The 25,069-nt window shown below is 70.6% G+C and carries 24 protein-coding genes and 3 pseudogenes; 13 read left to right on the forward strand and 14 right to left on the reverse strand.

All coding sequences use genetic code 11. The features are described 5' to 3' along the window. Window positions 1–319 precede the first annotated feature (319 nt). Window positions 320–2,233, forward strand: coding sequence for a LuxR C-terminal-related transcriptional regulator (locus BT364_RS10130; protein WP_072484799.1), 1,914 nt, complete (start codon window positions 320–322; stop codon window positions 2,231–2,233). A 470-nt stretch (window positions 2,234–2,703) separates the two neighbouring features. Here BT364_RS10130 and BT364_RS10135 read toward each other — a convergent pair whose 3' ends face one another. Continuing rightward, the gene (locus BT364_RS10135) at window positions 2,704–3,204 is read right to left on the reverse strand and encodes a DUF1203 domain-containing protein (protein WP_072484800.1); all 501 of its coding nucleotides are present in this window, start codon (window positions 3,202–3,204) and stop codon (window positions 2,704–2,706) included. Window positions 3,205–3,297: 93 nt separating this feature from the next. After that, window positions 3,298–3,768 (reverse strand): DUF5959 family protein, encoded by a 471-nt coding sequence (locus tag BT364_RS10140; protein WP_079179376.1) that lies wholly within the window; start codon window positions 3,766–3,768, stop codon window positions 3,298–3,300. A gap of 103 nt (window positions 3,769–3,871) precedes the next feature. Here BT364_RS10140 and BT364_RS10145 point away from each other — a divergent pair, with 103 nt between their 5' ends. Continuing rightward, a complete protein-coding gene (locus BT364_RS10145; protein WP_072484802.1) occupies window positions 3,872–4,231 on the forward strand; it encodes an alpha/beta fold hydrolase in 360 nt (119 codons plus the stop codon). Window positions 4,232–4,387: 156 nt separating this feature from the next. Beyond that, entirely contained in the window at window positions 4,388–5,164 is a 777-nt protein-coding gene (locus tag BT364_RS10150) for a hypothetical protein (RefSeq protein WP_072484803.1), read from the forward strand. 143 nt (window positions 5,165–5,307) lie between these two features. On the opposite strand, the gene BT364_RS10155 is transcribed toward BT364_RS10150, so the two are convergent. The 3 genes from BT364_RS10155 to BT364_RS10165 form a co-directional block, all read right to left on the reverse strand. After that, a complete protein-coding gene (locus tag BT364_RS10155; RefSeq protein ID WP_072484804.1) occupies window positions 5,308–6,915 on the reverse strand; it encodes an MDR family MFS transporter in 1,608 nt (535 codons plus the stop codon). A gap of 99 nt (window positions 6,916–7,014) precedes the next feature. Beyond that, the gene (locus tag BT364_RS10160) at window positions 7,015–7,620 is read right to left on the reverse strand and encodes an acyl-CoA-like ligand-binding transcription factor (RefSeq protein ID WP_072484922.1); all 606 of its coding nucleotides are present in this window, start codon (window positions 7,618–7,620) and stop codon (window positions 7,015–7,017) included. After that, the gene (locus tag BT364_RS10165; RefSeq protein ID WP_079179377.1) at window positions 7,617–8,603 is read right to left on the reverse strand and encodes an SDR family NAD(P)-dependent oxidoreductase; all 987 of its coding nucleotides are present in this window, start codon (window positions 8,601–8,603) and stop codon (window positions 7,617–7,619) included. The genes BT364_RS10160 and BT364_RS10165 overlap by 4 nt, the downstream gene beginning before the upstream one ends. A 497-nt stretch (window positions 8,604–9,100) precedes the next feature. Between BT364_RS10165 and BT364_RS10170 the strand changes: the two genes are divergently transcribed. Further along, window positions 9,101–10,993: an ABC transporter ATP-binding protein gene (locus BT364_RS10170; protein WP_072484806.1), complete on the forward strand. Its 1,893-nt coding sequence runs from the start codon at window positions 9,101–9,103 to the stop codon at window positions 10,991–10,993. A 22-nt stretch (window positions 10,994–11,015) separates the two neighbouring features. Here the strand turns inward: BT364_RS10170 and BT364_RS10175 are convergent, their stop codons facing one another. Continuing rightward, the gene (locus tag BT364_RS10175) at window positions 11,016–11,372 is read right to left on the reverse strand and encodes a hypothetical protein (RefSeq protein ID WP_072484807.1); all 357 of its coding nucleotides are present in this window, start codon (window positions 11,370–11,372) and stop codon (window positions 11,016–11,018) included. Between the two features lie 84 nt (window positions 11,373–11,456). Further along, a pseudogene (locus tag BT364_RS10180) lies at window positions 11,457–11,608 on the reverse strand (oxidoreductase); the annotation flags it as partial. Between the two features lie 175 nt (window positions 11,609–11,783). On the opposite strand from BT364_RS10180, the gene BT364_RS10185 reads away from it, so the two are divergent. After that, complete coding sequence (locus tag BT364_RS10185) at window positions 11,784–12,362, forward strand: hypothetical protein (protein WP_072484923.1); 579 nt, start codon at window positions 11,784–11,786, stop codon at window positions 12,360–12,362. On the opposite strand, the gene BT364_RS10190 is transcribed toward BT364_RS10185, so the two are convergent. Together BT364_RS10190 and BT364_RS10195 are read right to left on the reverse strand one after the other, a co-directional pair. Further along, window positions 12,344–12,913 (reverse strand): GNAT family N-acetyltransferase, encoded by a 570-nt coding sequence (locus BT364_RS10190; RefSeq protein ID WP_107408202.1) that lies wholly within the window; start codon window positions 12,911–12,913, stop codon window positions 12,344–12,346. The genes BT364_RS10185 and BT364_RS10190 overlap by 19 nt on opposite strands. A gap of 89 nt (window positions 12,914–13,002) precedes the next feature. After that, window positions 13,003–13,362, reverse strand: a complete 360-nt coding sequence (locus BT364_RS10195; protein WP_072484809.1) for a hypothetical protein — start codon at window positions 13,360–13,362, stop codon at window positions 13,003–13,005. A 295-nt stretch (window positions 13,363–13,657) separates the two neighbouring features. On the opposite strand from BT364_RS10195, the gene BT364_RS10200 reads away from it, so the two are divergent. Continuing rightward, window positions 13,658–14,563 (forward strand): hypothetical protein, encoded by a 906-nt coding sequence (locus BT364_RS10200; protein WP_256259672.1) that lies wholly within the window; start codon window positions 13,658–13,660, stop codon window positions 14,561–14,563. 67 nt (window positions 14,564–14,630) lie between these two features. Here the strand turns inward: BT364_RS10200 and BT364_RS10205 are convergent, their stop codons facing one another. Further along, on the reverse strand, window positions 14,631–14,864 hold the full coding sequence (locus BT364_RS10205; RefSeq protein WP_072484811.1) for a hypothetical protein: 234 nt from the start codon (window positions 14,862–14,864) through the stop codon (window positions 14,631–14,633). 32 nt (window positions 14,865–14,896) lie between these two features. On the opposite strand from BT364_RS10205, the gene BT364_RS44095 reads away from it, so the two are divergent. Next, window positions 14,897–15,292 carry a PIG-L deacetylase family protein gene (locus BT364_RS44095; RefSeq protein ID WP_177328076.1) on the forward strand — a complete coding sequence of 132 codons (396 nt, stop codon included), beginning with the start codon at window positions 14,897–14,899 and terminating at the stop codon, window positions 15,290–15,292. Here the strand turns inward: BT364_RS44095 and BT364_RS10215 are convergent. Both BT364_RS10215 and BT364_RS42680 read right to left on the reverse strand, forming a co-directional pair. Further along, on the reverse strand, window positions 15,243–15,863 hold the full coding sequence (locus tag BT364_RS10215; protein ID WP_072484813.1) for a dihydrofolate reductase family protein: 621 nt from the start codon (window positions 15,861–15,863) through the stop codon (window positions 15,243–15,245). The two genes, BT364_RS44095 and BT364_RS10215, sit on opposite strands and share 50 nt — an antisense overlap. A 224-nt stretch (window positions 15,864–16,087) precedes the next feature. After that, window positions 16,088–16,393, reverse strand: a pseudogene (locus tag BT364_RS42680) (hypothetical protein); the annotation flags it as partial. Window positions 16,394–16,574: 181 nt separating this feature from the next. On the opposite strand from BT364_RS42680, the gene BT364_RS10225 reads away from it, so the two are divergent. The 4 genes and pseudogenes from BT364_RS10225 to BT364_RS10240 all read left to right on the forward strand — a co-directional run bounded on the left by BT364_RS10225 (window position 16,575) and on the right by BT364_RS10240 (window position 20,487). Continuing rightward, entirely contained in the window at window positions 16,575–17,843 is a 1,269-nt protein-coding gene (locus BT364_RS10225; RefSeq protein ID WP_072484814.1) for a lipase family protein, read from the forward strand. A 749-nt stretch (window positions 17,844–18,592) separates the two neighbouring features. Continuing rightward, window positions 18,593–18,826 (forward strand): annotated as a pseudogene (locus BT364_RS42685) (MFS transporter); the annotation flags it as partial. A gap of 228 nt (window positions 18,827–19,054) precedes the next feature. Continuing rightward, window positions 19,055–19,513, forward strand: coding sequence for a PaaI family thioesterase (locus tag BT364_RS10235; protein ID WP_072484924.1), 459 nt, complete (start codon window positions 19,055–19,057; stop codon window positions 19,511–19,513). Then, window positions 19,510–20,487, forward strand: a complete 978-nt coding sequence (locus tag BT364_RS10240; protein ID WP_072484815.1) for an MBL fold metallo-hydrolase — start codon at window positions 19,510–19,512, stop codon at window positions 20,485–20,487. The genes BT364_RS10235 and BT364_RS10240 overlap by 4 nt, the downstream gene beginning before the upstream one ends. Here BT364_RS10240 and BT364_RS10245 read toward each other — a convergent pair. Both BT364_RS10245 and BT364_RS10250 read right to left on the reverse strand, forming a co-directional pair. Next, window positions 20,451–21,062: a hypothetical protein gene (locus BT364_RS10245; RefSeq protein ID WP_256259673.1), complete on the reverse strand. Its 612-nt coding sequence runs from the start codon at window positions 21,060–21,062 to the stop codon at window positions 20,451–20,453. The genes BT364_RS10240 and BT364_RS10245 overlap by 37 nt on opposite strands. Further along, entirely contained in the window at window positions 21,050–22,138 is a 1,089-nt protein-coding gene (locus tag BT364_RS10250) for a protein kinase family protein (protein ID WP_072484816.1), read from the reverse strand. The genes BT364_RS10245 and BT364_RS10250 overlap by 13 nt, the downstream gene beginning before the upstream one ends. 59 nt (window positions 22,139–22,197) lie before the next feature. On the opposite strand from BT364_RS10250, the gene BT364_RS44100 reads away from it, so the two are divergent. Further along, window positions 22,198–22,383 carry a winged helix DNA-binding protein gene (locus BT364_RS44100; protein WP_371268553.1) on the forward strand — a complete coding sequence of 62 codons (186 nt, stop codon included), beginning with the start codon at window positions 22,198–22,200 and terminating at the stop codon, window positions 22,381–22,383. A 113-nt stretch (window positions 22,384–22,496) separates the two neighbouring features. Next, window positions 22,497–24,602: a hypothetical protein gene (locus BT364_RS10255; RefSeq protein ID WP_072484817.1), complete on the forward strand. Its 2,106-nt coding sequence runs from the start codon at window positions 22,497–22,499 to the stop codon at window positions 24,600–24,602. The last annotated feature ends 467 nt before the right edge of the window (window positions 24,603–25,069 follow it).

The raw sequence follows: 25,069 nt of genomic DNA on the forward strand, positions 1-25,069 counted from the left end.
GCCTGTGACGGCTTGGACCAGGAGCGGCCGTCCTGCAGTCGAGGACGACGCCCCGGAACGTCTTCGCGAGGCCATTCGGGCCGGTGACGGTGAAGTCGTACGCCTCGTCCTCGGCGACGGCGACCGGCACGGTCTTGGTCTTACCGGCGCACTTCCACCACCCACCGACCCCCTGTACACCTCTCCCTTTCCAAACGCTCACAACGCCCACATAACTCCCTATACCTCGGCCACACTCCGGAGTCACACATCTACACTGTGCTGAAATCTCGGCTGACATCTCGCGAAGAGGCGAGGTACTTGAGCATCACGGGGGCCCATGGGATTCGGCTTCGGGCAGCGGCGCAGTGGGCAACCCCCTGCCGAGCGGACCAGTTTCGTCGGACGCGCCGAGGAGATCTCACTGATTCAGGCGGCCTTCCGCGAGGCACGGCTCGTCACCCTGGTGGGCCCTGGCGGCGTCGGCAAGAGCCGCGCCGCGCTGCGCGCGGCGGAGGGTCTGCGGGAACGGTTTCCGGACGGGGTGTGGCTGGCCGAGCTGTCGGCCCTGTCCGACCCCGAATTGGTCCCCGCGACCCTGGCCACTGTACTGGGGGTCCCGGAACACTCCGGGATGGAACCCCTGGACGCGGTCGTCGCCCACCTCCAGGGGCAGCAGCTGCTCATCGTGCTCGACACCTGCGAGCACATGGTCGACGCATGCGCCGTACTCTGCGACGTCCTCCTGCGCGAGGCCGCCGGGGTGTGCGTCCTGGCCACCAGCCGGCAGCCGCTCGATGTGACCGACGAGCAGACGATACCGATCGCCCCGCTCGGAGTGGACGACGCCCTGGAGCTGTTCACACAGAGAGCCGCCCGCGTACTGCCGGGCCGGACCGTCACCGAGTCCAACCGGACGCAGACGCTGGCGCTGGTGGAACGGCTCGACAGGATTCCGCTCGCGCTCGAACTGGCCGCCGTGCGTCTGCGGGTCGCACCGCTGGGGGAGTTGGTGGCCCGGCTGGACCGCCGGTTCGAGGTGTTCACCGGCGGACAGCGTGCCGCCTGCGCCCGGCATCAGACACTGCGTACGACCATCGGCTGGTCCTATGAGCTCTGCACCCCGGCGGAGCGGCTGCTGTGGGCGCGCCTGTCCGTCTTCGCCGGGCCCTTCGAGCTGTCGGCCGCGGAACGGGTGGGCGGGGGCGACGGGCTTCCGTCCGACGCGGTCCTGGAGGCGCTGTTCGGCCTGGTGGACAAGTCGGTCGTGCAGCGCGTCGGCGAGGACGGGGCGCGCTACCGGCTCCTGGACACGATCCGTGAATACGGTGCCGAGCGCCTCGACGAGGACAGCAGCGCGGCCTCCGTTGAACCGTACATCGGGGCGATGCGGGCGCTGTGCGGCGAGATCGACGAGGGACTGGCCGAGCTGGAGCAGGGGCGTCGCCGGATCGTCGCGGTGGGTGACCTGCTGGGCATCAGCACGGTCCACTACGAAGGCGCGCTGCTGCGGGCGGTGCTCGGGGACACCGACGGGGCGCTGGAACTGTGCGAGTTGGGGCTGGCTCATCTGAACGGCACGGGTGACCGTCAGTTCTACGGATCCACACTCATGGCGCAGGGCCTCATTCTCTGGCTCGCGGGACGCCATGAGGAGGGTGCCGACGCGCTGCGGCAGGCCCTGGACGCCATGAGCGAGATCGGTGACGTACTGGTCGCGGCGCTCCGCTGCCTGGGCCTGGCCTGGCATGCCGCACAGCAGGAACGCCACGCAAGGGCGGCGTGGTTGCTGGGGTACGCGGAAGGCGCGCGGCGGCTGAGCGGCGACCCGGTGGCCATGCTGACGTCCGTGCTGGAGCAGCAGGAGGCGACCCGCGGCGCCGTGCGGGAGGCACTGGGAGACACGGAGTGCGAACGCTGGCACGGTGTGGGCGCACGGTTGTCGGGGACCGAGATCCTGGAGGCCGTGCGGGCGGACACCGACAGACCGCCGGCGGCGCCGCGCCTGCCCCGCAGCCGGCAGGAGCCCATGGCAACCGAGGCGCTCACCCCGCGGGAACGGGAGGTCGCCACTCTGGTCGCGCAAGGACTGTCCAACCGGGAGGTCGCCGAGCACCTCGTGATCTCCAAGCTGACCGCGGACACTCACGTCGAGCGCATCCTCACCAAGCTCGACATCGATTCGCGTACGGAGATCTCAGCGGTGCTGACAGCCTGGGCCGCGGGTTCGCCGCAGCCTCGCCGCGGCGAGTGACTCCCCGATTCGGAACACAGGACGTCGACACGTCCGTACGTATGCCCGTCCGGCCTCCGGTACGTATGCCGACGCCGGGCGGGTGACAGGGGCCGACCGCACAGATACGTGTACCGACCTGCGATTCAACGCCCGTCGAGGGGGCATGTCGTGCGGCAGTCTGGGCGTGCCGCTGGGACGCGGAGTACCTGTGCAGCATGGATGGATGTGGCTGTCGCAGGCCCGAGTGCTCCCACCCCCCAGCGGCGCCGGAACCGTCTGCCCGCGCTGTCGGCGGTGCGGGCGGAGAGCGATGCGGTTGCCACGGCCGTCACCGGCTCCGTATGCCCGTTCAGAGTCGACACGCTCTTGCCACCCCGCCCGCCGGCGGATCTGCGTGCGGGGTGGCATGCGGAACGGTCATGACACGCACCCTGTCCGGGTGGTGTTCGTAGCCAGGACACAGCTCTCTCCCCGGCTCTGCGCCTCGCCTACCGCCGGCGGATCTCGACCAGGAAACAGCCGAATTCCACTGCGCGGACGTGCACCAGGGCCACTGCCGGATCGGTGAAGACCTCGCGCAGTGCGTGGTCCACCTCGGTGGCCCGTTCTCTGGGGATCTCGATCAGTCGCCCACCGAGGATGTGCCCCTGGGCGCTGTAGGCGCGCAGCACCCGGCGAGCACCGTGCAGTTCGACCGGATAGCCGGGGCCGGAAGCCGGCCCGCCGCACTCCTCGGCGTGAACGAACACCGGGCCGCACTCGTCGTACGGGCCCGGCTCGGCACCTGTCTCCACCGCCCAGCGGCGCAACGGCGCGTACGAGACGAGGACAATCCGCTCACCTGCCTCGCTGTGCCGCAGACAGCAGCGCAGCGGGGCACCGCCCTCCGGATCGGTGACGGGTGTCCGGGTGCGACCGGCGTCGTCCTGTTCCCGCAGTTGTCTCAGCACGGCCGGGTCGATGGCCCGCACCTCATATGTCGTGGTCACGGCTCAAGCATCCGCGGATGCCCGTTCCCGGGCTGGCGGAAATCGGACATTGCTCTGGGGGTGCTGGTCCCCGTCATGGCCTGCCGCAGGCGCTCAGCTCCTGCGGTCCGGGCTCCACTCGTAGACCGTCGGAGAGGTCTCGACGACCTCGCTCGGCCAGACCTGCCGGATTCGGCCGAGCCGGAGTCGGTGGTCCTGGACCCAGTCGTCCTGCGGCTGGACGGCGAAGAGCGTGGTGAGCCGGTCGGGGTCGTGGATCGTCACGCTCACGGACCGGTCCTCGTCGAGCCGAATGCCGAGCTCCAGTCCTCGGCCGCCACCGAGCCCCGCCGTACCCCCAGGGGCGAGGCCCTCCAGTTCACGTTCCCAGAAGGAGAGATCGCGCTGGAAGAGGTGGAGCTCAAGGCGTGCGTCGAGGAAATCGGTGGACACCAGGACATCGGCGCGCAGGGTGTCGTGCCCGGTCAGGACGCCGGGCCGAAAGCGCCCGGTGACACGAACGACGCACCGATTGCCGTCCGCGTCCACCAGGTGGATCAGATCGACCGGGTCCGGCTTTCCCACTGTGTGCCTCCGCAGGGTCTGACTGGTGCGAGCAGCGTGCATCCTCTCCCATGGAGGTATGCGCGGACGAGGGAGGCCCCGGCGAAGGGCTTTCCTGGCGGCGATGGGCAGCTCGCTGGGCGGCATGACGGCGCACGGGATCCCGTACGAGCGGGTGCGCCGCTGGTCCCGGCCGCTGCTGACCGACCGGGCGATCCGCCGGGACCTCGCCCGTTTCCTGCGCTCCACGCAGAAGGACACCTGTCTGCGGGCCGCCGAACGGCTGCGGCACTTCGACCCGCCCGCGCTGGTGGCCTGGGCGCGGAGGACCGGAGGATGCCGCCCGAGACCGGCCGACGCCTCGCCGAACTGCTGCCGCGGGGGCGATACGTCGAGATCCCCGGGGCCGGGACGCTGGTCCCCCATGGACAACCCGGAGGCACTCGCCCGTGAACTGCGCCGGTTCATCGGGGAGAGCGGCTGAGGGCGGGAGACCGCGGGCTTCTGCCGGTGCCGTTTCATCGTGCCGTCCGGTCCGGCGCCGATTCACTAGGCTGTACGGAGTTTCACCGCGCGGGGGAGGAGCCGCAGCCCCGCACCCGCTTCGTCGGTACGCTCCAGCCCGAAAAGAGGAAGCACCGTGTCCTTCGCTCCCCTCGGCCGGCACAACGGCGAGCACAGCGACTACTGCAACACCAGTCTGTGCTGTCGCTGCCAGCAGCGGAACTGGACGACCCAGCAGGGCAACGAGCGGCTCTGCGGCCTGTGCGCGGCCTGCTGCCGTGAATGCGGCAGGGCGCCGGCACCCCACCTGGACGGGCTCAACGACGGGATCTGTGTGGACTGCCGGGGACTGTGCACCCGCTGCCACAACCCACTGCCCGACGGAGGTGTCTGCCACTGCCAGCAGTGGAAGCAGAGTCCGGGCAACGACCCGATGCGCTTCATCATGCAGGGCTTTCCCCAGCCACTGCTCCAGGCCCTCGGACACCGGGTACCCCGTACCCTGCCCGACATCCTGTTCGAGGAGCTCACGCACCGGACGGCCGCCCAGCTCCTCGACCGTATCGAAAGGCGCTGGAGCAACCGCTGGTCCCACGCGATCCACGAACGCGACGAGGAGAACCGCCGTCGCTGGGCGCCCCAAGAGATCGCCGAGGCCCTGGTGAGCCCCGGAGCCTGCTCGAACCGGGCGTGCGAGGACGGCTACCTCCTCGCCGACGGGGCGCCCTGCCCGTACTGCCGACAGCCGGCCCACCGCTTCGTGCCTGCCACCGCCGACGCGATCTCCACCTCCGAGCATGCGCGAGCGACCGCCGCGCAGATCCGGCAGGCGCTCATCAGTAACCGTTCCGCCGGGAGGAAACCCAAGCGCGGGGCGCAGCCGGGCGCCTGGCCGACTACTCCCGCCGGCTGACACCGGAGAAAGAGTTCGGCCGCCGTGCGCGGCACGTCCTCACGCGTACGCCGCATCTTGCGCGTCCGCGGAGTCCGGCCGGTCACGGCGGCCTGCGTCCTTCTCTACGTACCCCCTGGGTCAGTCTCTACGTACCCCCTGGGTCAGTGCGCCGGGGTGGCCGGAGTCTTCGCCGCGGCGGCGTTCTCCTGGGCGAGCCGTTCCATGCCGCTCTGCGTCTTGAGCGGCTTCTCCTTGATGAACAGCACCGCGACCAGGGCGAGCAGCGCGAAGGGGGCTCCGATCAGGAAGACATCCGCGGTCGCGACCCCGTACGCGTGCTCGACCACCTGCCGGGCCGGTTCGGGAAGAGTGGACAGGTCGGGGACGCCGTGGCCGGCGCCTCCATTGTCAGCCGCCCCGCCGAAGCCCTTCGCCATCTCGCTCGCCACCCGGTGGCTGAGCACGGCGCCGAGCGCGCTCGTGCCGATCGCCCCGCCGAGGCTGCGGAAGAACGACAGCACCGAGGTTGCCGCGCCGAGCTCCGACGCGGGTACGTCGTTCTGAGCCGCCAGCACCAGGTTCTGCATCAGCATGCCGACGCCCACGCCGAGCACCACCATGTAGACGCTGAGCAGCCCGAACGAGGAGTCCGCGCTGATCGTGGACAGCAGGCCCATGCCCGCGGTCATGATGATGCCGCCCGCGATCAGGAAGCCCTTCCACTTGCCCCGGGCGGAGATGATCTGTCCGGCGACGGTCGTGGAGATCATCAGACCGAGGATCATCGGCAGGCTCATCAGGCCCGCGACGGTCGGCGTCTTGCCGAGCGAGATCTGGAAGTACTGGGAGAGGAACACCGTGCCGCCGAACATGGCCACGCCGACCAGGAGGCTCGCCACGGTCGTCAGCGTCACGGTGCGGTTGCGGAAGATGTCCAGTGGGATGATCGGTTCCTGGACCCTGGACTCGACCAGTACCGCGACGGCCAGCAGGACCACACCGGCGGTGACCAGGGCGGCGGTCTGCCACGACGCCCAGTCGAACCGGTTGCCCGCGAGGGTCACCCACAGCAGCAGTGCGCTGACCCCGCTCATGATGAGAAGGGCGCCGAGGTAGTCGATCTTCACCTCCCTGCGGACCGTGGGCAGCTTCAGGGTCAGCTGGAGCAGCACGATCGCGAGCAGCGCGAACGGCACACCGATGAAGAAGCACCAGCGCCACCCCAGCCAGGAGGTGTCCACGAGCACACCGCCGATGAGCGGTCCCGCGACGGTGCCGACGGCGAACACGGCGCCGAAGATGCCGGAGTAACGGCCGAGTTCACGCGGCGGAATGATCGCCGCCATCACGACCTGGGCGAGAGCCGTGAGACCGCCCGCGCCGATGCCCTGCACCACACGGCTCACGATGAGCAGGCCGACGCTGTGCGAGAAGCCGGCGACGAGCGAGCCGACGATGAACATCGAGAGGGACAGCTGGATGAGCAGCTTCTTGTCGTAGAGGTCGGACAGCTTGCCCCAGATCGGGACGGTCGCCGTCATCGCCAGCAGCTCGGCGGTGACCACCCAGGTGTACGAGGACTGGCTGCCGTGCAGATCGGCGATGATCCTGGGAAGTGCGTTGGAGACCACGGTGGACGCCAGGATGGCCACGAACATGCCGGCCATCAGGCCCGACATGGCCTGGAGTATGTGACGACGCGTCATGGCTGGCGCGGCCCCCTCGGGCGCACCGGCGGTACCGGTTTCGGGTGTGACGGCAGCGCTCATCGGCTGGCGTTCCTCATTCTCTGGATTTTCGGTTGATCGGATGGGCGGGGTGATTCGGGTGATGGGGCGCAAGCCCCCGTTGGAGGCCCGGGATGGGCTTCAGTCGTTCAGACCGGCGGCCAGCGAGGCGAATGCCTCGTGGTAGATGCTCTGGAACGTACGGGTACGGCCGGAGGCCACCCAGAGCTCGACGGCGGCGCGCACGGCGGCGGTCGCCACGTACGCGAGCAGCCTGGGGTGGAGATCGGACTCGGGATCCTGGCCGAGGCGCTCGGCCACGGCAGCGATCAGCGCGCGCTCGTCCGCGCCCCGGGCGGCCAGGAAGCCGGACAGCAGCGAGGGACTCGTCCTGAGCACCGCCATCTGGAGCTCCCAGCGTTCGTGGTCCTCCTCGATGTGGGCCAGCTCCTGGCCGATCGCCTCGCGCAGGGCGATGAGCGCCGTGAGTTCGTCCGGCGCGTTGAGCACCGCCCGACGGGTCCGCTCGGCGTTGTCCTGGGCGGGACGGGTGATCGCGTCCTCAAGGCACGGAAAGTAGTTGAAGAAGGTGCGCACGGATACGCCGACCGCGTCGGTGACCGCTTCCACGGTCACGTTATCGATACCGCGGTCCGCGGCCAGGCGCAGAGCCGCGTCCGCCAGGGCGTCACGCGTCGCGCGCTTCTTGCGTTCACGCAGCCCGAGGGGCATGTCGGCGGCACTCATGAAGTGCATGCTATGCAAGTTTGCGTGTGGTGCAAAATTCTGCGGGCGGCGGGATACCATCCCCGCCGCCCGCCCCGACCCGGTGAGCCGCTCAGGGCGTCTCGTGCGCCGAGGCCGGGTACACCATCCCCTCCACGGAGAGGAGTTCGCTGATCCGCTCGGTGAGGTCCTGCCCGAGCAGCGGCCCGCCGTCCGCCGAGCGAATGCCCGGGGGTCTCACCCGTCAGCACCCGGCCCACGCGGCCGCGCCCCGCGCTCAGCACCTCGCCCGTGACCGGCACATCGTCGGCGAGCAGCGCGGCCACCACCGGCGCGACCGCCTCGGGCGGCGCCTCCTCCCGCATCCGCTCCAGCACCTCGGGTGGCACGCCCTCGGTCGCCGTCGACATCCGTGACCACGCCACCGGAGCCACGGCGTTGACCCGGATACCGTGCGGGGCCCCCTCGGCGGCCAGCGTCCGCGTCAGCCCCACGATCCCAGCCTTGAGCAGGGAGTACGCGGCGTTCCCCGCCATCCCGTACAGGCCGGCCGCCGAGGTGACCAGGACGACCCGGCCCCGTCCGCACCCCGTGAAGCGGGGCCAGGCCGCGCGCACCAGCCGCCAGGCGCCGAAGGCGTGGATGGCCGTCATCCGCTCCAGCAGGCCCTCGTCGATCTCGGTGAAGTCCAGCCCCGGCCGGTAGATCCCGGCGTTCGCCACGACCCCGTCGACCGAACCGAACTCGGCACAAGCCAGGTCGATCAGGGACCGCGTCCCCTCGACGCTGCTCGCGTCCGCGGTACTGGCCACCGCCGTCCCGCCCGCCGCCCGGATCTCCTCGACCACCTGGGCCGCCGGGCCCGCGTCCCGGCTCCCGGAGCCGTCCGTCGCCGTCCCGAGGTCGTTCACGACGACCCGGGCACCGCGCCCGGCCAGGTCGAGGGCGTAGGCCCGGCCGAGCCCCCGGCCCGCGCCGGTGACGACGACGGAGCGCCCGTCCAGCCTCCGGGCAGGCCCCGGCTCTCAGCAGAGCGTTGATCTGAGTGCTGTCGCCGAATGTGGCCGCCCCTTACGAGACGCTTTGACAGTTTCTTTTGCCGTCGTCTGTTCACAATTGCCCAGACTTACCAGGACCGAGTGAAGGACTCGCTACCGGCCTGTGCCGATTACGCATCGCCCTGGAGAGCCGCACCACGAGCCGTGCCGGCCTTGCTGACGGACCGCGCAACGGTGACAACGAAGTCACCGCGACGGCGCCCGGCCGGGACCGGGCACGGCTGACCGTGTTGGTCGCCCGAGGCAAGGGTGAGGGAGTCGGCGGCGTTTCGGCCAAGATCGCTCCGAGTGGCCTCCGTGCACGGCAACGGTCGGTGCATCCCGCATGCTCCGTTTCTCGCTCTGTCATGCGGATTCCATCGCGTCTCAAAAACATGTGTTCGAAAGGTCTGCTCGGTCGTTGAGCTCCATGACAGGCCCGAACGACCTTCCAGGGAGCCCAGTTGACCTCGACCGACACAGAGAAACAGCAGCTCACGGCGGTACCGTCACCACCGCCTCCGGCGGAGTTCAGCTACAGCGGGCAGTACGCGGTCAACCCGCTCGCCGAGGTCTCCTTCCGGAAGATGTGCGGGCAGATCCCGAAGGTCCTGCACCGGATCGCCCGGCTGTCGTGGCAGACCGACCGCCGGGCGGTGCGGCTGCTGATCGGGTGCCAAGCGCTGACGGGCCTGTCCGCAGCCGTCCTCCTGACGGCGACGGCGCGGGCGATGAAGCCCATCCTCGGGACCGACGCCGTGGCCGAACGGCTGCGCGACGCCCTGCCGGCGCTCCTCCTCGTGGCCGTCGCGGCCGCCCTCGCACGGGCGGCGGGCGCGACGGCCACGTACGCCGAGCGGCGGATCACCCCGAGGCTGACCACCGAGACGGACACCGCGCTGGTCGAGGCGGTCTGCCGGGTCGAGGCCGCGGCCTACTCGGAACCCGGCTTCGCGGACCGCCAGGAGGCCGCGGAGATGGGCGTGCTGCGCACCCAGGTGATGGTCACCGATGCCCAGAGACTCATGTCCGCTCTGATCCGCATGATCACCGCCGGCGGCGTCCTGTCGGTACTGAACCCGGCGATGCTGCCGTTGCTGTTGCTCGCTGTCCTGCCCGCCGGGATCGGAGCCGTCCTGGCCGCGCGCGTGGACTACGAGATCCACTACGCCAACGTCTCCGACCGCAACGTACGGGGCATGATGCGGTGGTGGTCCACCACGCCCAAGTACGGTGACGAGGTCCGCGCCAACGGAATGACCGACTACCTGCTGTTCTGGTACCGGTCACTGTCCGAGCGGTGCGACCGGCGGACCCTGGCCGCCGCCCCGCGCACCCTGCGCATCGCACTGCTCTCCTCACTGGCCGGCGGCGTCTTCCTCGTCCTCACCTGGGCAGTCCTGGCCTGGCTCGCCGTGACCGGCCGGATCGGGATCGCGATCGCCGCGACCGCGGTCCTTGCCGTGCAGACCATGCTGACCTCCCTGTCGCAGGTCGTCGTCAATGGAGCCGCGGTCTTCCACACCAGCCTCTACCTCGGCGACATGCAGGCCTTTCTCGACGCCGCGGCCGAACGGGCGCCCAAGCGAGGGAAGCGCGCCGTCACCGGTCCGGTCGACGAGATCCGGCTCGACGAAGTCGTCTATCAGTACCCGGGAAAGAAGACACCGGCCGTCGCGGGCGTCTCCCTGACACTGAGGCGCGGTCAGATCCTCGCGATCGTCGGAACGAACGGCTCCGGAAAATCGACCCTGACCCGGCTGCTCACTGGCATCAACCTGCCCGACAAGGGCAAGGTGACCTGGAACGGAGCGGATCTCGCCGAGGTCGACCCGGCCACTGTCTGGCGACACACGGGACTGGTCCCGCAGATCTTTGCCCAGTGGCCGCTGCGTGTGCGGGAGAACGTCACCCTCGGCCAGCCCCGTACCGTCGACGACGGACCCGTGTGGGAGGCCGTCGACGCGGTCGGGATGCGCGAGGCGGTCGAGGAGCTGCCGGACCGCCTGGACACCCTCCTCGCCCGCGAGCTCTTCGGCGGGGCGGAGCTGTCCGGCGGACAGTGGCAGCGGCTGGCCTGTTCCCGCGCGCTGTACCGCCGGCCGTCGCTGCTGATCCTTGACGAGCCCACCTCACAGATGGACCCGCGCGGCGAGCACGGCATCTTCGAGCGGATCAAGGCCATCGCAGGCGACCGCATCACGGTTGTGGTCACCCACCGGCTGGAGAACACCAGGATCGCCGATCACATCGTGGTGATGGAGCACGGCCGCATCACCGAGCAGGGCCGGTACGAGGACCTGGTCCACGCCGGAGGCACCTTCGCCGAACTCCTGGAGCTTTCGCAGGACCGCTGACCGGACCGGACCGCACACCGGATCACACTGTGTGGTCCGAGGTCAGTTCCACCACGGCATGACCGAGCCGGGGGCGGATCCACTCACCGTCGCGGGTGGCAGGTGGGCCCGTGAAGCACAGGTGGATGGCGCGCAACAGGAGGCTGGAGGCGGGCTCGCCGGCCTCCTCAGAGGTGGGCGGCCAACCGATGAGCCGGTCGGTGCTGCGGTGGTGGAATCGTGCCGTGCCGGGCAGTGCCGCCCGCAGGAAGCGTTCGTTCCCCAGTTCGGTGAGCTCGGCAGCGAGCCGGGCGGCATGGGCATCGGAATCGGCACCGAGACCGGCACCGGCACCGGCGTTCTCGCCGAGCGGCAGGTCTATCTCGACAGCCGTCCCCATCCCCAGCGGCATCCCTCAGTGACAACGACCGGTCACAACGGCAACGACCGGCAGCGATTGTAACGAGCCGCTCCGGGGAGCATGGGAGCCGCCGCCGGCGCGGATCATGTGGGGCACCGCGTGCCGGGCGCCCAGGAGGTGCTGCGCATGTTGAGGGCGACGGCCCGGTCGAATTCGTCCATGTCCCTGGGCAGCAGGTCCAGGTCCTTGCGCGGGTTCGTTCCGCCGACGTGGTTTGGCGTCAATTCCGTATGGCATATTCACCGGTTCGGGTATTCGCCCGCCGGGCCTCACCGCGCGGGCAGGGTTGTGGCCGGGTTGGCCGGGCCCGCGAACGGGGCGGAGCCTCGGGTGCGTCGTCCGGGCCGGCCTTCGAGACTCACCGGAGTCCCGGTGGGGGAGGAGTTCGGCATGTGGGAGTTCGAGGAGTTCGGCGCCGATCACGAGGGCCGGCCCGGTGTCCTCCTGGCCGACGGCACCGAGCCCGGCCCGGTGTACTTCGACGCCGGGAGCGGTCCGACGGTCCACCGGAGCACCGACTGGTGGATCTACGACGGCACCCTCAGAGCGCCGCTCGCCACCGAGATGCGCGGTGCGTGCTCGTGCGGCTGGCGTGGCACCCCTCGGTACCCGCTGGACTGGGAGGCTGTCGACCGGCGGCGTCCGTACCTGTTCGACACCAGCGGTCCGGAGGGCGACTGGGACGCCCATATGACCGATGCGCAGGACCGAGCCGTTTCCGTACCCGAAGACCTCACCGCCCTGCTCGACCGGCTCGAAACACGTCTCACCGTCCTGACCGAAGACGAACCACTGGCCGCACTCCGGGCCGCCGCCACCCTGGAGCGCCTGACCCAGCGCCTGGCGGCGGATGCCGTGTGCAACGTCGACGGCCTGGACGGGCCCCAGTGGGACACCGTCGCCCAGGCGCTCGGCGTCAGCAGGCGGACCGCCCGTTCCCGCCTGACCCGCTACGCACTCCGCCGCTGACCGGGGCGGGAAAGCGCGGTTGCCCAGCCGTCGTCGCCGGTCCGCAAGGTCTTCTCGAGGAGTGTGAACGCCTTGGGCGTGCCGCCCGGTTGAGGCTTGCCCGCCTTGTGGCCGACGGGCCGGTAGCCGTCGTTCACGTAGTAGGCGTTCAGCCGCGCGTTCCCGGCCAGGCAGTCCAGTCGGACGAACGCCCGCCCCGCCGCGGCCACACGGCGCTCCGCAGCCCGGAGCAGCAGCCGGCCCGTCCCCGGCGGGGCGGTGTCGCGGTCCACCATCAGCCGGTGCACATAGCCGGCCACCGGCGGCTGCGGACCCCAGGCGTCGTCGTCCGCCCACCACAGTTCCCAGGCCCCGGCCACGCGGCCCTGGGCCTCGGCGATCCAGACCTCGCCACTCGCCATGATCCGGCGGAAGTGGTCCTCGCCCAGCTCGCCGGGCTGCCACTGGCCGGTGACGCCCTGGGCGAGCATCCAGCGGGCGGCGTCGTCGCGCAGGCGAACAAGAGTCGGGAGGTCGGTCTCGTCGGCGGGGCGGAAGCGCAGCTCGTTCACGTCGTTCACGCCGCGATCCTTGCATGACCCATGCTCTGTCACGGACTTGCCGAAATTGTGCGGGAGCTCCGCACTCGGGCCGGTGCTGCTCAGCGGAGGCGGAATGCGTGGACCACCTGGATCTCACCGACGATATGGGCGTTGAAATCGTCGAGCTCCTCGGCCGGAACCCACAGTTCGAGAATGGATCGCCCGCCGGCCTGTTGGACGGGATAGCGGCGCAGGAACTCCGACTCGACCTCGAAACGTGTGACGAACCCGGCTCCGTCGTGCTTCACGTTCCAGTCCCTCGCGATCCTGATCGCGTAGTCCTCGTTGAGGACCGGGTAGAAGATGGGCTGCTCGGGAAGACGAGGCGGCCACGCGCGCCAGTTCAGTTCCCGGACCAGATCCAGCTCCTCGGGGCCGGTCGGGCGCCACAGGGTCGTCGTTGCTTGCCGGCTGGTCATCGGAATCGCTCTCTGAGTGTCGGAGGCCGCCGAAGCGGCTGGTCGGAGGACCGGACGATACCCGCACGGTCTGCCTGCGGGCCACGACGTTTCCGTACCCGGGCCGAGACACCCGGACCGGCGGGGCGGGGAGCTGCGTGTGCCCGCCGAGTCCGCCTTCGCGCTCCGGCACATGGCGTAGCCGTCGCTGGGCCGCACTCACCATGATCAATAACCTGGCGCCCGGCGCGTGACCTCGCGCCTGTCGGACAGAGAAGGCGAGCGACTCCCAGTGGAACTCCCGATGGTGCAGCGCATGGCTTGGATCACCGCTGCGGCCGCGCTGCTGACGGTGCTCGGCGGGGCCCCGGCCGGTGCTGCCGGCGAATGGCAGAAGGTCGGCGGTGACGCCCGCAGCGGGTTCAGCGGACTCGCGTACGAGGGCCGTGCCGCGGACGGAGCCGGGGTGCACGCCCTGGCCGTGCACGACAACAAGCAGTCCGGGCAGCGGCGTCTGTCCCGGATCACCCACTGGGAGGGCTCCGACGGCGTTTCCCCGATGACCTGGGACGGGCCGGAACCCGTCGACCTGGAGGCCATCGAGGCCATTCCCGGGATGCCAGGGGAGTATCTGGCGCTCAGCAGCCGTGGCATCGTCCACCACCTGAAGGTCAGCGGCGCCACGGCGACGGTCGTCGACTACTCGCCGCTGCCCGGCATCGGCGAGGGCGACGACTTCGAGAGCTTCGCACTCGTCGCCCGGGACGGGAAACTCGCCGCCCTGTGGGCGGACCGGGGAGCCGGCGCGGACCGTCCCGCCACGCTGTACGCGGCGCAGTTGTCGTTCGCGCCGTGGGGGCAGCCGCAGTTCGCCGCCGTGACGCGTCGGGCCTACCTGGCGCCGTACCCGACCGGTGAGGGCGTGCGGCACATCTCCGACATCTCGGTGACCGACTCCGGCCGGATCCTTGTGAGTTCGGCCGCGGACGCCGGTGACGACGGCCCGTTCGACTCCGCGGTCAGCGACGCGGGCCGCGTGACCGTGTCGGCCGCCGGCCGGGTACGGGTCACGCTCGCGGCGCACCCGAGGGTGCTCGGCACGTTCCCGCAGTACAAGATCGAGGCCGTGGAGTGCCTCCCCGGCTCGGCCGATGCCCTCCTGGGGACCGACGACGAGAACCTCGGCGGTTACGTACGGACCATGCCGTTCTGCGGGGCCTGACACCGTCGGCAGGTGCTGCCGGGCCCGGGTGGTGGACAGCTGTCTTTCGCATGATGCGCGATCGAGGTCACCGCTCGGGTCCGGCCCGGCATACGGCGTAGTGGGCCAGGGACGGTTCCAGCAGACCGAAGACCTGCCCGGCGGTGCGGGCCATGATGGTCGCGATCCGTTGGTTTGTGTCGCCCGCCGAGGTCGGTTCCAGCACCTGCTGGAACAGCGTGCGGTGGGCCGCGGCGAGCAGCGCGGCCGCCGCCTTGGGCATGAAGTCGTCGGCGCTTGCCGAGGTCTCGGAGGCCAGCACCCCGGCGAGTGCCTCCTCGGGCCGCTCGTGGCATGGAAGCCGTGCTCGCCGAGTTCGACGACGACACCGGGACACCGGCCTTCACCACCCGGGTGCCCTGCTCCGAGTACTTCCCGGTGCGGGACCGGGCCCTGCTGGCGCACGCCACGCAGATCGACCCGAACGCCGGATTCATGCTTCACGACCGCGACATCGAACGCGAGGTGTGGCCCACCGAGGACTTCCACCTGGCACGCTCCCAGGTGGAAGTCTCCCTCCCCGAGGACGACCTGTTCGCCGGTGTGCGTCCCGGGCCGCACACGGCGCTGGCCTCCGGGGGAGGAGCGGCGGGTCAGACAGTGGCGTACCGGCTCGGTCGGCGCGGATGCGCGCCGACCGTCAAGAAGTGCTGGACCGAGACGCGTCGGGGGTCTTGCGGGCGTACGTGAGGAAAGCCGCCCCACACTTCAGGACGGTGTGGTCGGTGAGGTCCCAGCCGCGCGGATCGAACACCGCCTTGTCGGAGAAGAGCGGTATCCCGGTGCCGATGGTCATCGGGCTCAGCTTGATGATCAGTCCATCGATCTCGGAGTACAGCGCACCGGCGAGCTCGGCACCGCCGATCAGCCAGATGTCCTTGCCGTCCTGCTGCTTCAACTCCCGTACGGTCGCCACCGGATCGTCGGCAACCAGTTCCACGGCCGGGTCCGGGCTCTCGCCCAGTGTGCGGGAGAACACCAGGTGCCGAAGGTGTGGGTAGGCATCGGTCACCCCGGCCCGGAGGCCGATCTCGTAGGAGCGCCGTCCTTCGAGGACGGTGTCGAAGTGCGTACCGTCGGCAGTGACGGACAGCGCGGCACGGGCCGGGCCCGGCAGGGTCTCCGGGTACTCGGAGACGAGGTGCTGAACATACTCCTCGGGGACCGGCCAGAAGCCGTCCGGGCCGGTGGGGTCGGAACCGTCCGGTCCGGCGATGAAACCGTCGAGGGTGGACGCGATGTAGTACACGAGCCTGCGCATGGATGACCTTTCGTTGATCGAGTGAGAGTGGCGGCAATCGGCGGGCGATCGGTCGGTCGGGCCAGTGGCGTTACTTTCCCTGGCGGGGGAGGCCGGAGATCCCCCACAGCTCCGCGATCCGCCCGCCGTTCACGCGGAAGATCTCCATCATGGTCGGTCCGGTGTCCGGTGTCCGGTGTGCCGCTGCCCGGAACTCCGTGCATCACCGAGCGAACGGCGACCTTCTCCTCCAGGAGACGCAGATCCTCCTCCGTGGGGCCCGAGAGCGGGTCGCGGGCCCACGCGCGGGCCAGCACCTCTCGTTCCCGGTGTATCTCCGCGGGACGGCGGCCCTGCCCGCGACCGTGTGCCTCGGTGCACACCGGCCACGGCTCGTCCGCCGGCCACAGCATCGGCCCACCCACGGAACTGTCCGACACGTCCGGATTCCCCGGCTTCGGGTGCAGCCGGGTGGTGGTGCCCCGGTGCGCGGCGAGCTCCGGAAAGAGCGCTTCGACGTCCAGTGGCCGCGGCGGTGTGGTTCTCGTCATGAGCTCGACCCTAAACACCCGACATCTTCGCCGACTTGGCACCCCCCATGCCGCCCTGCCGCTCCCACCGTTCACCGGCAGCACGGCCGCTCCCCTGGGGAAGCCCTGTAGGGCTGGCCCCACGCAGGGACGGTGGGTGGCCTGATGTTCCTGAGTCTCCGTCAATCGGGAAGATCGACCCATGACTTCACAGCGCTTCCGCGCCCGGCTCCTCGTCGGTGCGGCCATCCTCGGCAGCGGTGCGGCACTGACCGCGCCGGCCTCGGCCTCGGCAGCCGAAGCCCCGACCCGGCCGGCCCTGACAGCCCCGGCCCCGGTCGGCGACGCCCACATCCGGCCGGAGAAGGCCGGATCCGTCGTCTCCTTTCGCCAGGTCGCCGATCTGACGGCACAACAAGTGATCCTGGAGCTCCAGGGGAAGATCAACTCCTCCCGGGTCCGTTACGGAGTGACGGCGTACCAGGTCGTCTACCGCACCACTAACAGTGCGGGCGAGCCCGCCGCGGCCAGCCAGCTCCTCGTGCTGCCCAGGACCACCTCCCGACGCCTGCCGGCCGTCTCCTGGCTGCACGGCACCATCGCCTACCGCAAGGACGTCGCCTCGGAGAACCCTGCTGCCGACGACCGACTCGCCGCATACCTGTTCGCGTCGACCGGACGCGCGGTCTCGGCCCCCGACTATGTGGGCCTCGGCGCCGGAGAGGGCTTCCACCCTTATGGTGATCCGCGGGCCACCGTCGCCGCCGCTGTCGACGCGCTCCGCGCGGCCCGTGCCTTCGCGCACCGAAACGGCCGGGAGCTCGAACGTACGGTCCAGGTCAGCGGGTTCTCGCAGGGCGGGCCCGCGACGATGCTGGTCGGCCGGGCACTCCAGGACGGGGGCGCCGACCGCTACTTCCGCCTCGGAGCGCTCGCCCCGGTCGCCGGACCGTTCCACCTGTCCGCGTTCGAGGCGGACGCCGCGGACGACAAGATCGACAAGTCCGGTCTCTACCTCGCCTACTTCGCCACTGCCTGGAACAAGACGTACGGCCTCTACGGCTCGCCGAGCGAAGTGTTCCGCGCGCCTTACGACCGGATCGTGGAGGGGCTCTTCGACGGCGATCACACGACCGAGCAGATCGCCGGAGCATTGCCACCGGCTTCCAGAGATCTGTTCACCGAGGACTTCCTGAACAAGGTCCGCACGCCCAGCGGCGTCCTCAAGCAGCGACTGCACGCCCTGGACACCACCTGTGACTGGAATCCGAACGTACCCGTGAGCCTCTTCCATGCCCGCAGCGACAAGGATGTCGACGACTCCCACTCCGCATACTGTGCACAACAACTGACCGACAACGGCGCCGGATACCGGCTCACGGACGTGGGCGACTACGACCACAGCGACTCGGTGAGGCAGGCCCTTCCGCGCATCGTCCGCTTCTTCGACGAGGCCGCTGACGCCGGCTGACACACATGGCCCTGCTCGACGTCGCAGGTCCCAGTTCCGAGAAGGGGCTGGGACCGGAGCCGGAGGCCGGCCGGTCCGCACCGCGCTTCGCGTCCCCATCCGTGTCCCCGGCCTGCGCCAGACGCCTCGATCCTTCCGGTTCCGTACCTGTTGAATCGGCAGATGACCGAGACCGATGCCGACCTGGGGGCCTGGGCCGCGCTGCCCGAGGACTTCCGCCCCGCCGAGTGCCTCACCGATGCGTGGCTGCGCGGTCTGGGAGCCAACCGGGACGCCCCGGCGGAGGTCCTGATCAGCCTCTTCGACGCGAGGAAGAAGCCCCTCGTGTGCTTCCTCTGCCGCGACGACCTTCCGGACGGTGTCCGGGACGCGGCGGTCGTCCACCACTCCAGGATCGTCCGCGGCATGGCGGCGGAATCGGGGAGGCTCTCGCCCGAGCAGTGGCGCAGGCTTCTCGCCGCCACCGCGGACCCGCCGTTCCGCAAGGCTCTGCAGGAGGTGGAGGCGGAGCAGGCGGCGCGGCGGGACGAGCGCCCGGGAGCCGGCGTACGAAGAGGTGTCGACCGGGCCCCGGACTCCGAGTCCCGACCGCCTTCGGGCCCCGTCGAGATCGCGTCGATGGCGGCCACCGTTCCTGACATCACCACCGATGACCGCACCTACGCGCTGTGGTGGATCGCCGCACTTCACGACGATGCCGACGCGATGCGCCGGCTCGCCGTGTCGCCGAACCTCTGGATCCGCCGCAGACCGACCCCCGATGCCTGGGCCGGGTCACCGCGTTCACAACCCTGTGCACACTCGGCCTGGCACCCGCGCTCTTCCCGGTCGTCGGCGTCACGGTGGCCCTGTGGGGAGCGGACGTGTTCTTCGCCGGATGTGGCGCGATCTGCCTGCTCGCCGCAGCGCTCGGCCTGTCCGTCCCCGTGCTGCGACGCGCCGAACTCCGGTCGGCCGGGCCCGCCACGTGGGCCGGAGGGTGACCGTACTGCGGCTCTGCGTGTCCGAGCACCACACCGACGGCAGGAGCGTCCCACCGGTGCTTCCCCTCCGGGGGAGGCCACGGGCTCCTTCCGTCTGCGGACCGGGCTCAGGGGGCCGTCCCCAGGGCCGCCGATGCCATGATGATCGCCATCGGCGGGTTCCTGCTGGTGGAACGCCTGACCGGCCGACGAACCCGCTTCACCCCGTACGCATACGAAGGAGAGCACATGGGAGACCGGACACAGCAGGAACAGGCGAGCCCCGAGGCCCAGAAGCGCATCCGGGAGAGCTTCGACCGCCAGGGCCTCATGGCCCACCTCGGCGCACGCATGACCCACATCGGCCCCGGCCGGGTGCACATCGAACTCCCGGCCCGCCTCGAAGTGACCCAGCAGCACGGCTACATCCACGCGGGCGCCACCGGCGCCGTCGCGGACACCGCGGGCGGCCATGCGGCGCTCACGCTGTTCCCCGAGGAGTCCGATGTCCTCACCCTCGAGTACAAGATGAACCTCCTCGCACCCGCCGCCGACGACCACATCGAAGCGATCGGGACCGTCCTGAAGTCCGGACGCACCCTGCCTGTATGCCAGTTGGAGGTGTACGGAGTCCGGGCCGACGGCGAGCGGAAGCTCGTCGCCAACGGGCAGCAGACTCTGATCCGAGTGAACAGGCCCGCGGAGTGACCCCGCAGCCATCCCTGCCGGCCTGGGCGACATGGTGGCAGCGGCCCTTTCCCGACGCCAACACCCTCCTGCTGCACGGGCAGCAAGCCGCCCTGGTCGACAGTGGGTTCGTCGCCCACGCCACGGAGACCGCCGAATGGGCCCGCGCACACGCGGGGACCGTCGGCCTGGTCGTGAACACCCACTGGCACTCCGACCACGTCGGCGGCAATGCGCTCCTCCAGGCGCAAGGCGCGGCCATCGCTGCGGGGGCCTTCGAAGCGAAGGCGATCTCCCGCCGGGACCCGGGCTGCTGCGCGGCCGAGTACCTGGACCAGCCCGTCGCCCCGTACACCGTCGACATGCCGCTCGACGACGGGCAGGTCCTGCGCCTCGGTGACACCGACTGGGAGGTGATCGCCACCCCCGGTCACACCCGGGGCCACCTGGCGCTGTGGCAGCCGGAGGAGCGGCTGCTCGTGGTCGGGGACGCACTGTCGGACTACGACGTCGGCTGGGTGAACCTCGCTCTCGACGGGCGCGACGCGGCCGGCACCGCACTCGCTTCCCTCAAGCGGACGGCCGCCCTCGACCCGCGCGTGATCCTTCCGTCCCACGGGCCGATCCCCGCCGACCCCGGCGCCGCGCTCGCGGCCGCACTGCGCCGCGCCCAACGCCTCGTGGACGATCCGGACGGTGCGGTCTGGTACGGGGCCCGGCGGATCCTTGCCTTCGCCCTGATGATCCGGGGCGGCATCCCGGCCGGCGAGGTCGAGCCGTACCTGCACGCACGGGCCTGGCTGACCGACGCCGCACGGCTCCTGGGCGTGGCCCCCGAGACCCTCGCCGCCGAACTGGTCACGACCATGCTCGGCAACGGCGCGATCGTCCTGCGCGACGGCCGCCTGCACGCCGCCGCTCACCACACCCCGGTCGCGGCCGGGACGTTGGGCGTCCCCTATCCGCGCGGCTGGCCGGAGACGGAGCCGCGCTGACACGGGGCGGGACCGATCCGCGGCGGGACCTGCCGGGGAGGTGAGCCCGGTTCAGCCCTTGATGAGCGGATCGTAGGGATCGTCCTCGTCCGTGAGGACCAGGATGAGTCCTTGCCCGTCTCGGTGGCGACCCGGTGCAGGCGGGACAAGGCCTCGGCCTCGGTGGGAAGGCCGAGGCCGAGAACCTCGGCCGCACGGTCCCGCCGAACCGTCAGGTCGGGCATGTCCTCCAGATACTCGGCAGCCAGCGTGCAGCTCTCCTCCTCGGTGAACGCGCGGCAGCCGCGCCACCAGGGCGCGACCAGGAGAAGTTGCAGCAGCTCCGGCAGGCCGATCGCGACCAGAGCCGCGCTGCCTTCGGAGTCCGCGTACAGGACTGGTCGTTCCTCGCCACCGTCGCCGCAGAAGAAGTACGTACCCCCCGCCCCAGCACCCGCGAAGCCCTCCAGCGCCGCGCCTGACATGAGGTGGACGTTCTCGACATGGTCGCCCTGGCCGAGGTCGAAGTCGCCAGGCCAGGCCAGGAAGCGGGCGGCCTCGTCGTGCGCGGCGACGGCAGTGATCAGCGAGTGCATGCGTCGCACCCCAGGCCGCCTCGTCCGGCCTGCTCGATCTCGGCGGTCGGATACGGTGTCCGCTTGCTCTCGGAGAGCAGACGGCGGTGGAACCCGGCCAGGACAACGGAGGTCCGGGCGTGCCGGTCGGTGATCGCGGCGATCGCGGGCGGTATCCCCTCGGGCCTTTCGCCCGCGATCCAGTTGCGCAAGAACGCCTCGTGATCCACGTTGCCGCGCAGCCCGTCGGGCAGATGGTGGCGGATCAGATGGTTCGCGATGTAGTGGCGGTCGTACGCGAGATGGCCGGAGAGGAACTCGGCCTCGACCCGGGAGAGTTCGAACTCCGAGCTCACGGCGAGACCGAAGTCCGCGAAGTAGACCGACCGGCCGTCGGTCAACACGTTGCTGAAGTGGGCGTCGAAGTGGACGAGCCCGCGGGATCTCATGAAGTCGGCTCCATGCAGCAGGGCTTCCTCCGCCCACGCGTACGCCGGGCCGTAGTCGCCACCCGGCGCGGCCTCCCGCTGGTCGCCGAGCCACGCGGCGAGCGTCTGCGGCACGTGCTCCAGGAAGACCACAAGACTGGAGGAGGAGCGGCCGATGGCCTCCAGCCGCTCACGCACGGCTGACGAGCCGTCCCAGTACGCGACCGCCCCGTCGATGCCTCCGAATTCGTCGGCGAATCCCGGGAGAGGAGAGTCCGGCAGGACTCGCCAGTGGTACATCAACGGGAAGCTCTCGTGCTCGCCGCCAAGGACCCAGCCCGTGGTCATGGTGTGCGCGGCCAGCTCGCGCCACGCTCCGAACCCGGTTGAGCCCGCCCCGTACTGATAGAACGTCGGCAGCCCGAAGACGTTCGCCGTCGACCGTACGTTCTCCGGCCGCATCTCGACGTCCGTCAGCGGGATTCGCTTGACGAAGACCCGGGTCCCACCGGCCTCCAGCTCCGCGGACCTGCCTCCGATGCCGGACGCGAGAGGGGTGGCCGCAGCCACGACTTCGCCGAGCCGGCGGTCGCTCAGCAACGACAGGTGCGTGGAAACGGAACCGTAGGTGGCCAGGCGAGCGGCATGCCGCGGGCCCGAATGGTTCATGAACGACTCCTCAATGCCCGACCGTCGACACCGGTGATCTCGCGAGCGCGATCGATCCTATCCACGGCTGCCGGCTCAGATCCCCCCGTACGAAGCCTCGCGCCACCACCGTCGCGTCGCTCGCACGCCTCGGGCTCGTGGAACGCCACCCCGATCCCGAGGGCGGCCGCAAGCAGCACGTCACCCTCACCGCCCCGGCCGTGAACGCGCCGAGGGCGACCGGGAGGCCCGTCACGACTGGCTGACCCGCGCCCCGGACGATCCCCGCACGGCAGTCGCTGTCAAGTCGCCCGCGCGCACGCATGGGTCGTCCCGGGCCCGGCCGCCGCTGTCAGTGGCATCGGGCAGACTTGCGATCATGTTCACAGGGATCGATGACCTCGACTGGGCGTCCATGAACCATGCGTACGGCGACGCATCCGACGTGCCGCGCCTGCTGCGGGGACTGGCATCCGCCGACCGGGCCGAACGGGAGATCGCGCTCGACGGCATGCACGGTGCGGTGCACCACCAGGGGGACGTGTACGACAGCACGGTCGCGTGCATCCCGTTCCTGTTCGAACTGGTCACGACAGCCGGCCTGCCGGGACGGGGCGAGATAGTCGACCTGCTCCGCAGCATCGACGGCGACGGCCGCGACATGGAGGAGATGGACTTCTGGTCCGACGACGAGGAGGAGTACGAGGCCTGGGCCCGCAACTTCGCCAGGGCGGAATCGGACACCCGGGCGCGCAGTGGACTGCTGCTGGACCTCCTCGACGACCCGGACGCGAGTCTGCGCAAGGAACTCCCGGGTGCACTGGTGCAGTTGCACGACGACCCGGAAGCGGTGCTCGCGGTACTGCACCGGCGCATCACGACCGAGCCGGACCCGCGTGTGCTGCGGGCGATGGCAACGGCGCTGGGGGAACTGGCCGTCCGCAACCAGGAGCTCGCACAGCGGGCGGAGGAGACCCTGACCGTCCTCACCCTCCCCGCCCCCGGCCGGACCGACGACCCGGGGCTGCTGCTGGCGGCCCTGACGCAGCTCGCGCGCTGCGCTCCGGGCCGGCTGCCGCAGCGCACCGTGGAGATGGCCATCGACGTGATGCGGGAGGCACGGGAGGCGGAGGAAGAGGGCACGGCCCGCGAGGACGCGGCGCCCGCCCCGGAGACACCGACGATGATCTCGTATCTGCGTCGGCTCGAAGCATCGCATCGAGGCTCGGTGAAGGCCCCCTGGGCGACCGACCTGCTCAAGGAACTGCACTACGCCCTGGACGACCGGGTCGCCGAACGCTTCGCGCTGCTGGAAGACCAATTGCGCAGCCCCGACTGGGGCCAGCGGCGCGAGGCGATCGACATGAGCGGCCTGCTCCTGTCCGGATGGCGGGGCCCGCACGAGGAGTCCGTACGGCTCCTGGGCGAGCAGCTCCGGGAAGCCGAACCCCGCATCGTCCGCTGGGCGGCCGGAGAGCTTCAGTGGCTGTACGCCATCGGCGCTCCGGCGGCCGATTCACTGGCCGGCCGGGTGGCGGCCGGGCCGGACCATCCCACCCAGGCACAGTGGAACGAGACCTCCTACGGGGCGGCGCTCAGCGCGCTCGCGGCGCAGGGGGACGCACGCGCCGTACCCGGGCTCGTCGAGGTCCTGCGGTTCGGGCATGTGCCGGAGGAACTGGGCGGCTGGATCGTCCGGATGGGCCCGGACGAGGCCGCGGCGCTGCTGCCCGTGCTGGTCCGGCGGCTGTCCCTGATCGACCCTGAGGAGCAGCCCGAACGCACCGGATTCCTGCTGGATGCCGTGGCCGCCGTCCGCCCGGCCGAGGTGGTGGAGCCGGTCCTCCGCCTCCTGCGGGCCCCCGGGCGCAGAGGGACCAGAGTGCGGGCTGCCGTGGCACGGGCACTGCCACGGCTCGGTGCGACGGCGCGGGAGGCACTGCCGGAGCTGCGGGAACTCGCCCAGGAAAGAGATCCGGGCCACCGCGTCGACGTGGCTGCCGCGCTGTGGTCGGCAGGGGGCGAGAAGGACGTCGTGTTGTCCGTGCTGTCCAAGGGCCTCGCGGCGGAGCGCTGGTTCCAGCGGTACGACGCGCTCCGGACGATCGCCCGCATGGGCGCCGAGGCGGCCGAGCTGCTGCCCGACCTGCGCAGACTCCGGGAGTTGCCCGGGGACAACGGCGGCTGGGTCGCGGGCACCCTCGCGGTGGCGCTGTGGCAGGTGGGGAGGGACCCGGAGGAGTCCATGCCCGCGCTGCTGCACGCCTGGTCGGAGCACCGGGACAATCGCCCCGACGTGGCCGAGGTATGGGCGCAGATGGGACCGTCGGCCGCCCCCGCCGTCCCGACGCTCCGCCAGGAGCTGGCTGCTGCCCGGCGCTACGACAACACGGGCGGCAGGGGCCGGATCCGCTACCGGTGCGCCAACGACGAGCAACTCCTGCGACACGGCCGCGCCGTGCTCGTGGAGTGCGGAGACCGCTAGGCCCGGTCGTCAAACTGCCGTCTGCCGCGCGGCGCCTGGCACGCACGCTCGCGGCGTCGCCGAAATGCCCTAGTAGCTCCTTCCCCGGGCTCTCAACTGCGTTCGAGCAGGGGAGACTCCATCCGAGACCATTCCGGCGCCTCGCGATCGCAGGCACCAGGCGCCGCGCGGCCGCCCTCCGGGCGACGACGGCAGTTTGACGACAGGGCCTAGGGAGGAGGCAGCGGCCCACGGCCCCGATCAGTGTGATCCGATTGCCGTCGGGGTCGTGGACTGCCGCGATCTCGACGGCCCCGAGTTCACGGGTCGTCAGCGCACCGGGTGCGCCCGGAGACCGGCGGCGAAGTCGGCCGGTCGAGGGTGTGTTTCACCTGGTGAACAGGCGAAGGCCACTGGATCCCGTCGGGAGTGCCGCCTTGCCCTCATTGTTTAATGCGTTAAATCATTGGCCAACTGTCAGGTGTGGC

This window comes from Streptomyces atratus (assembly GCF_900119365.1).
Taxonomy (GTDB): Bacteria; Actinomycetota; Actinomycetes; order Streptomycetales; family Streptomycetaceae; genus Streptomyces; species Streptomyces atratus_B.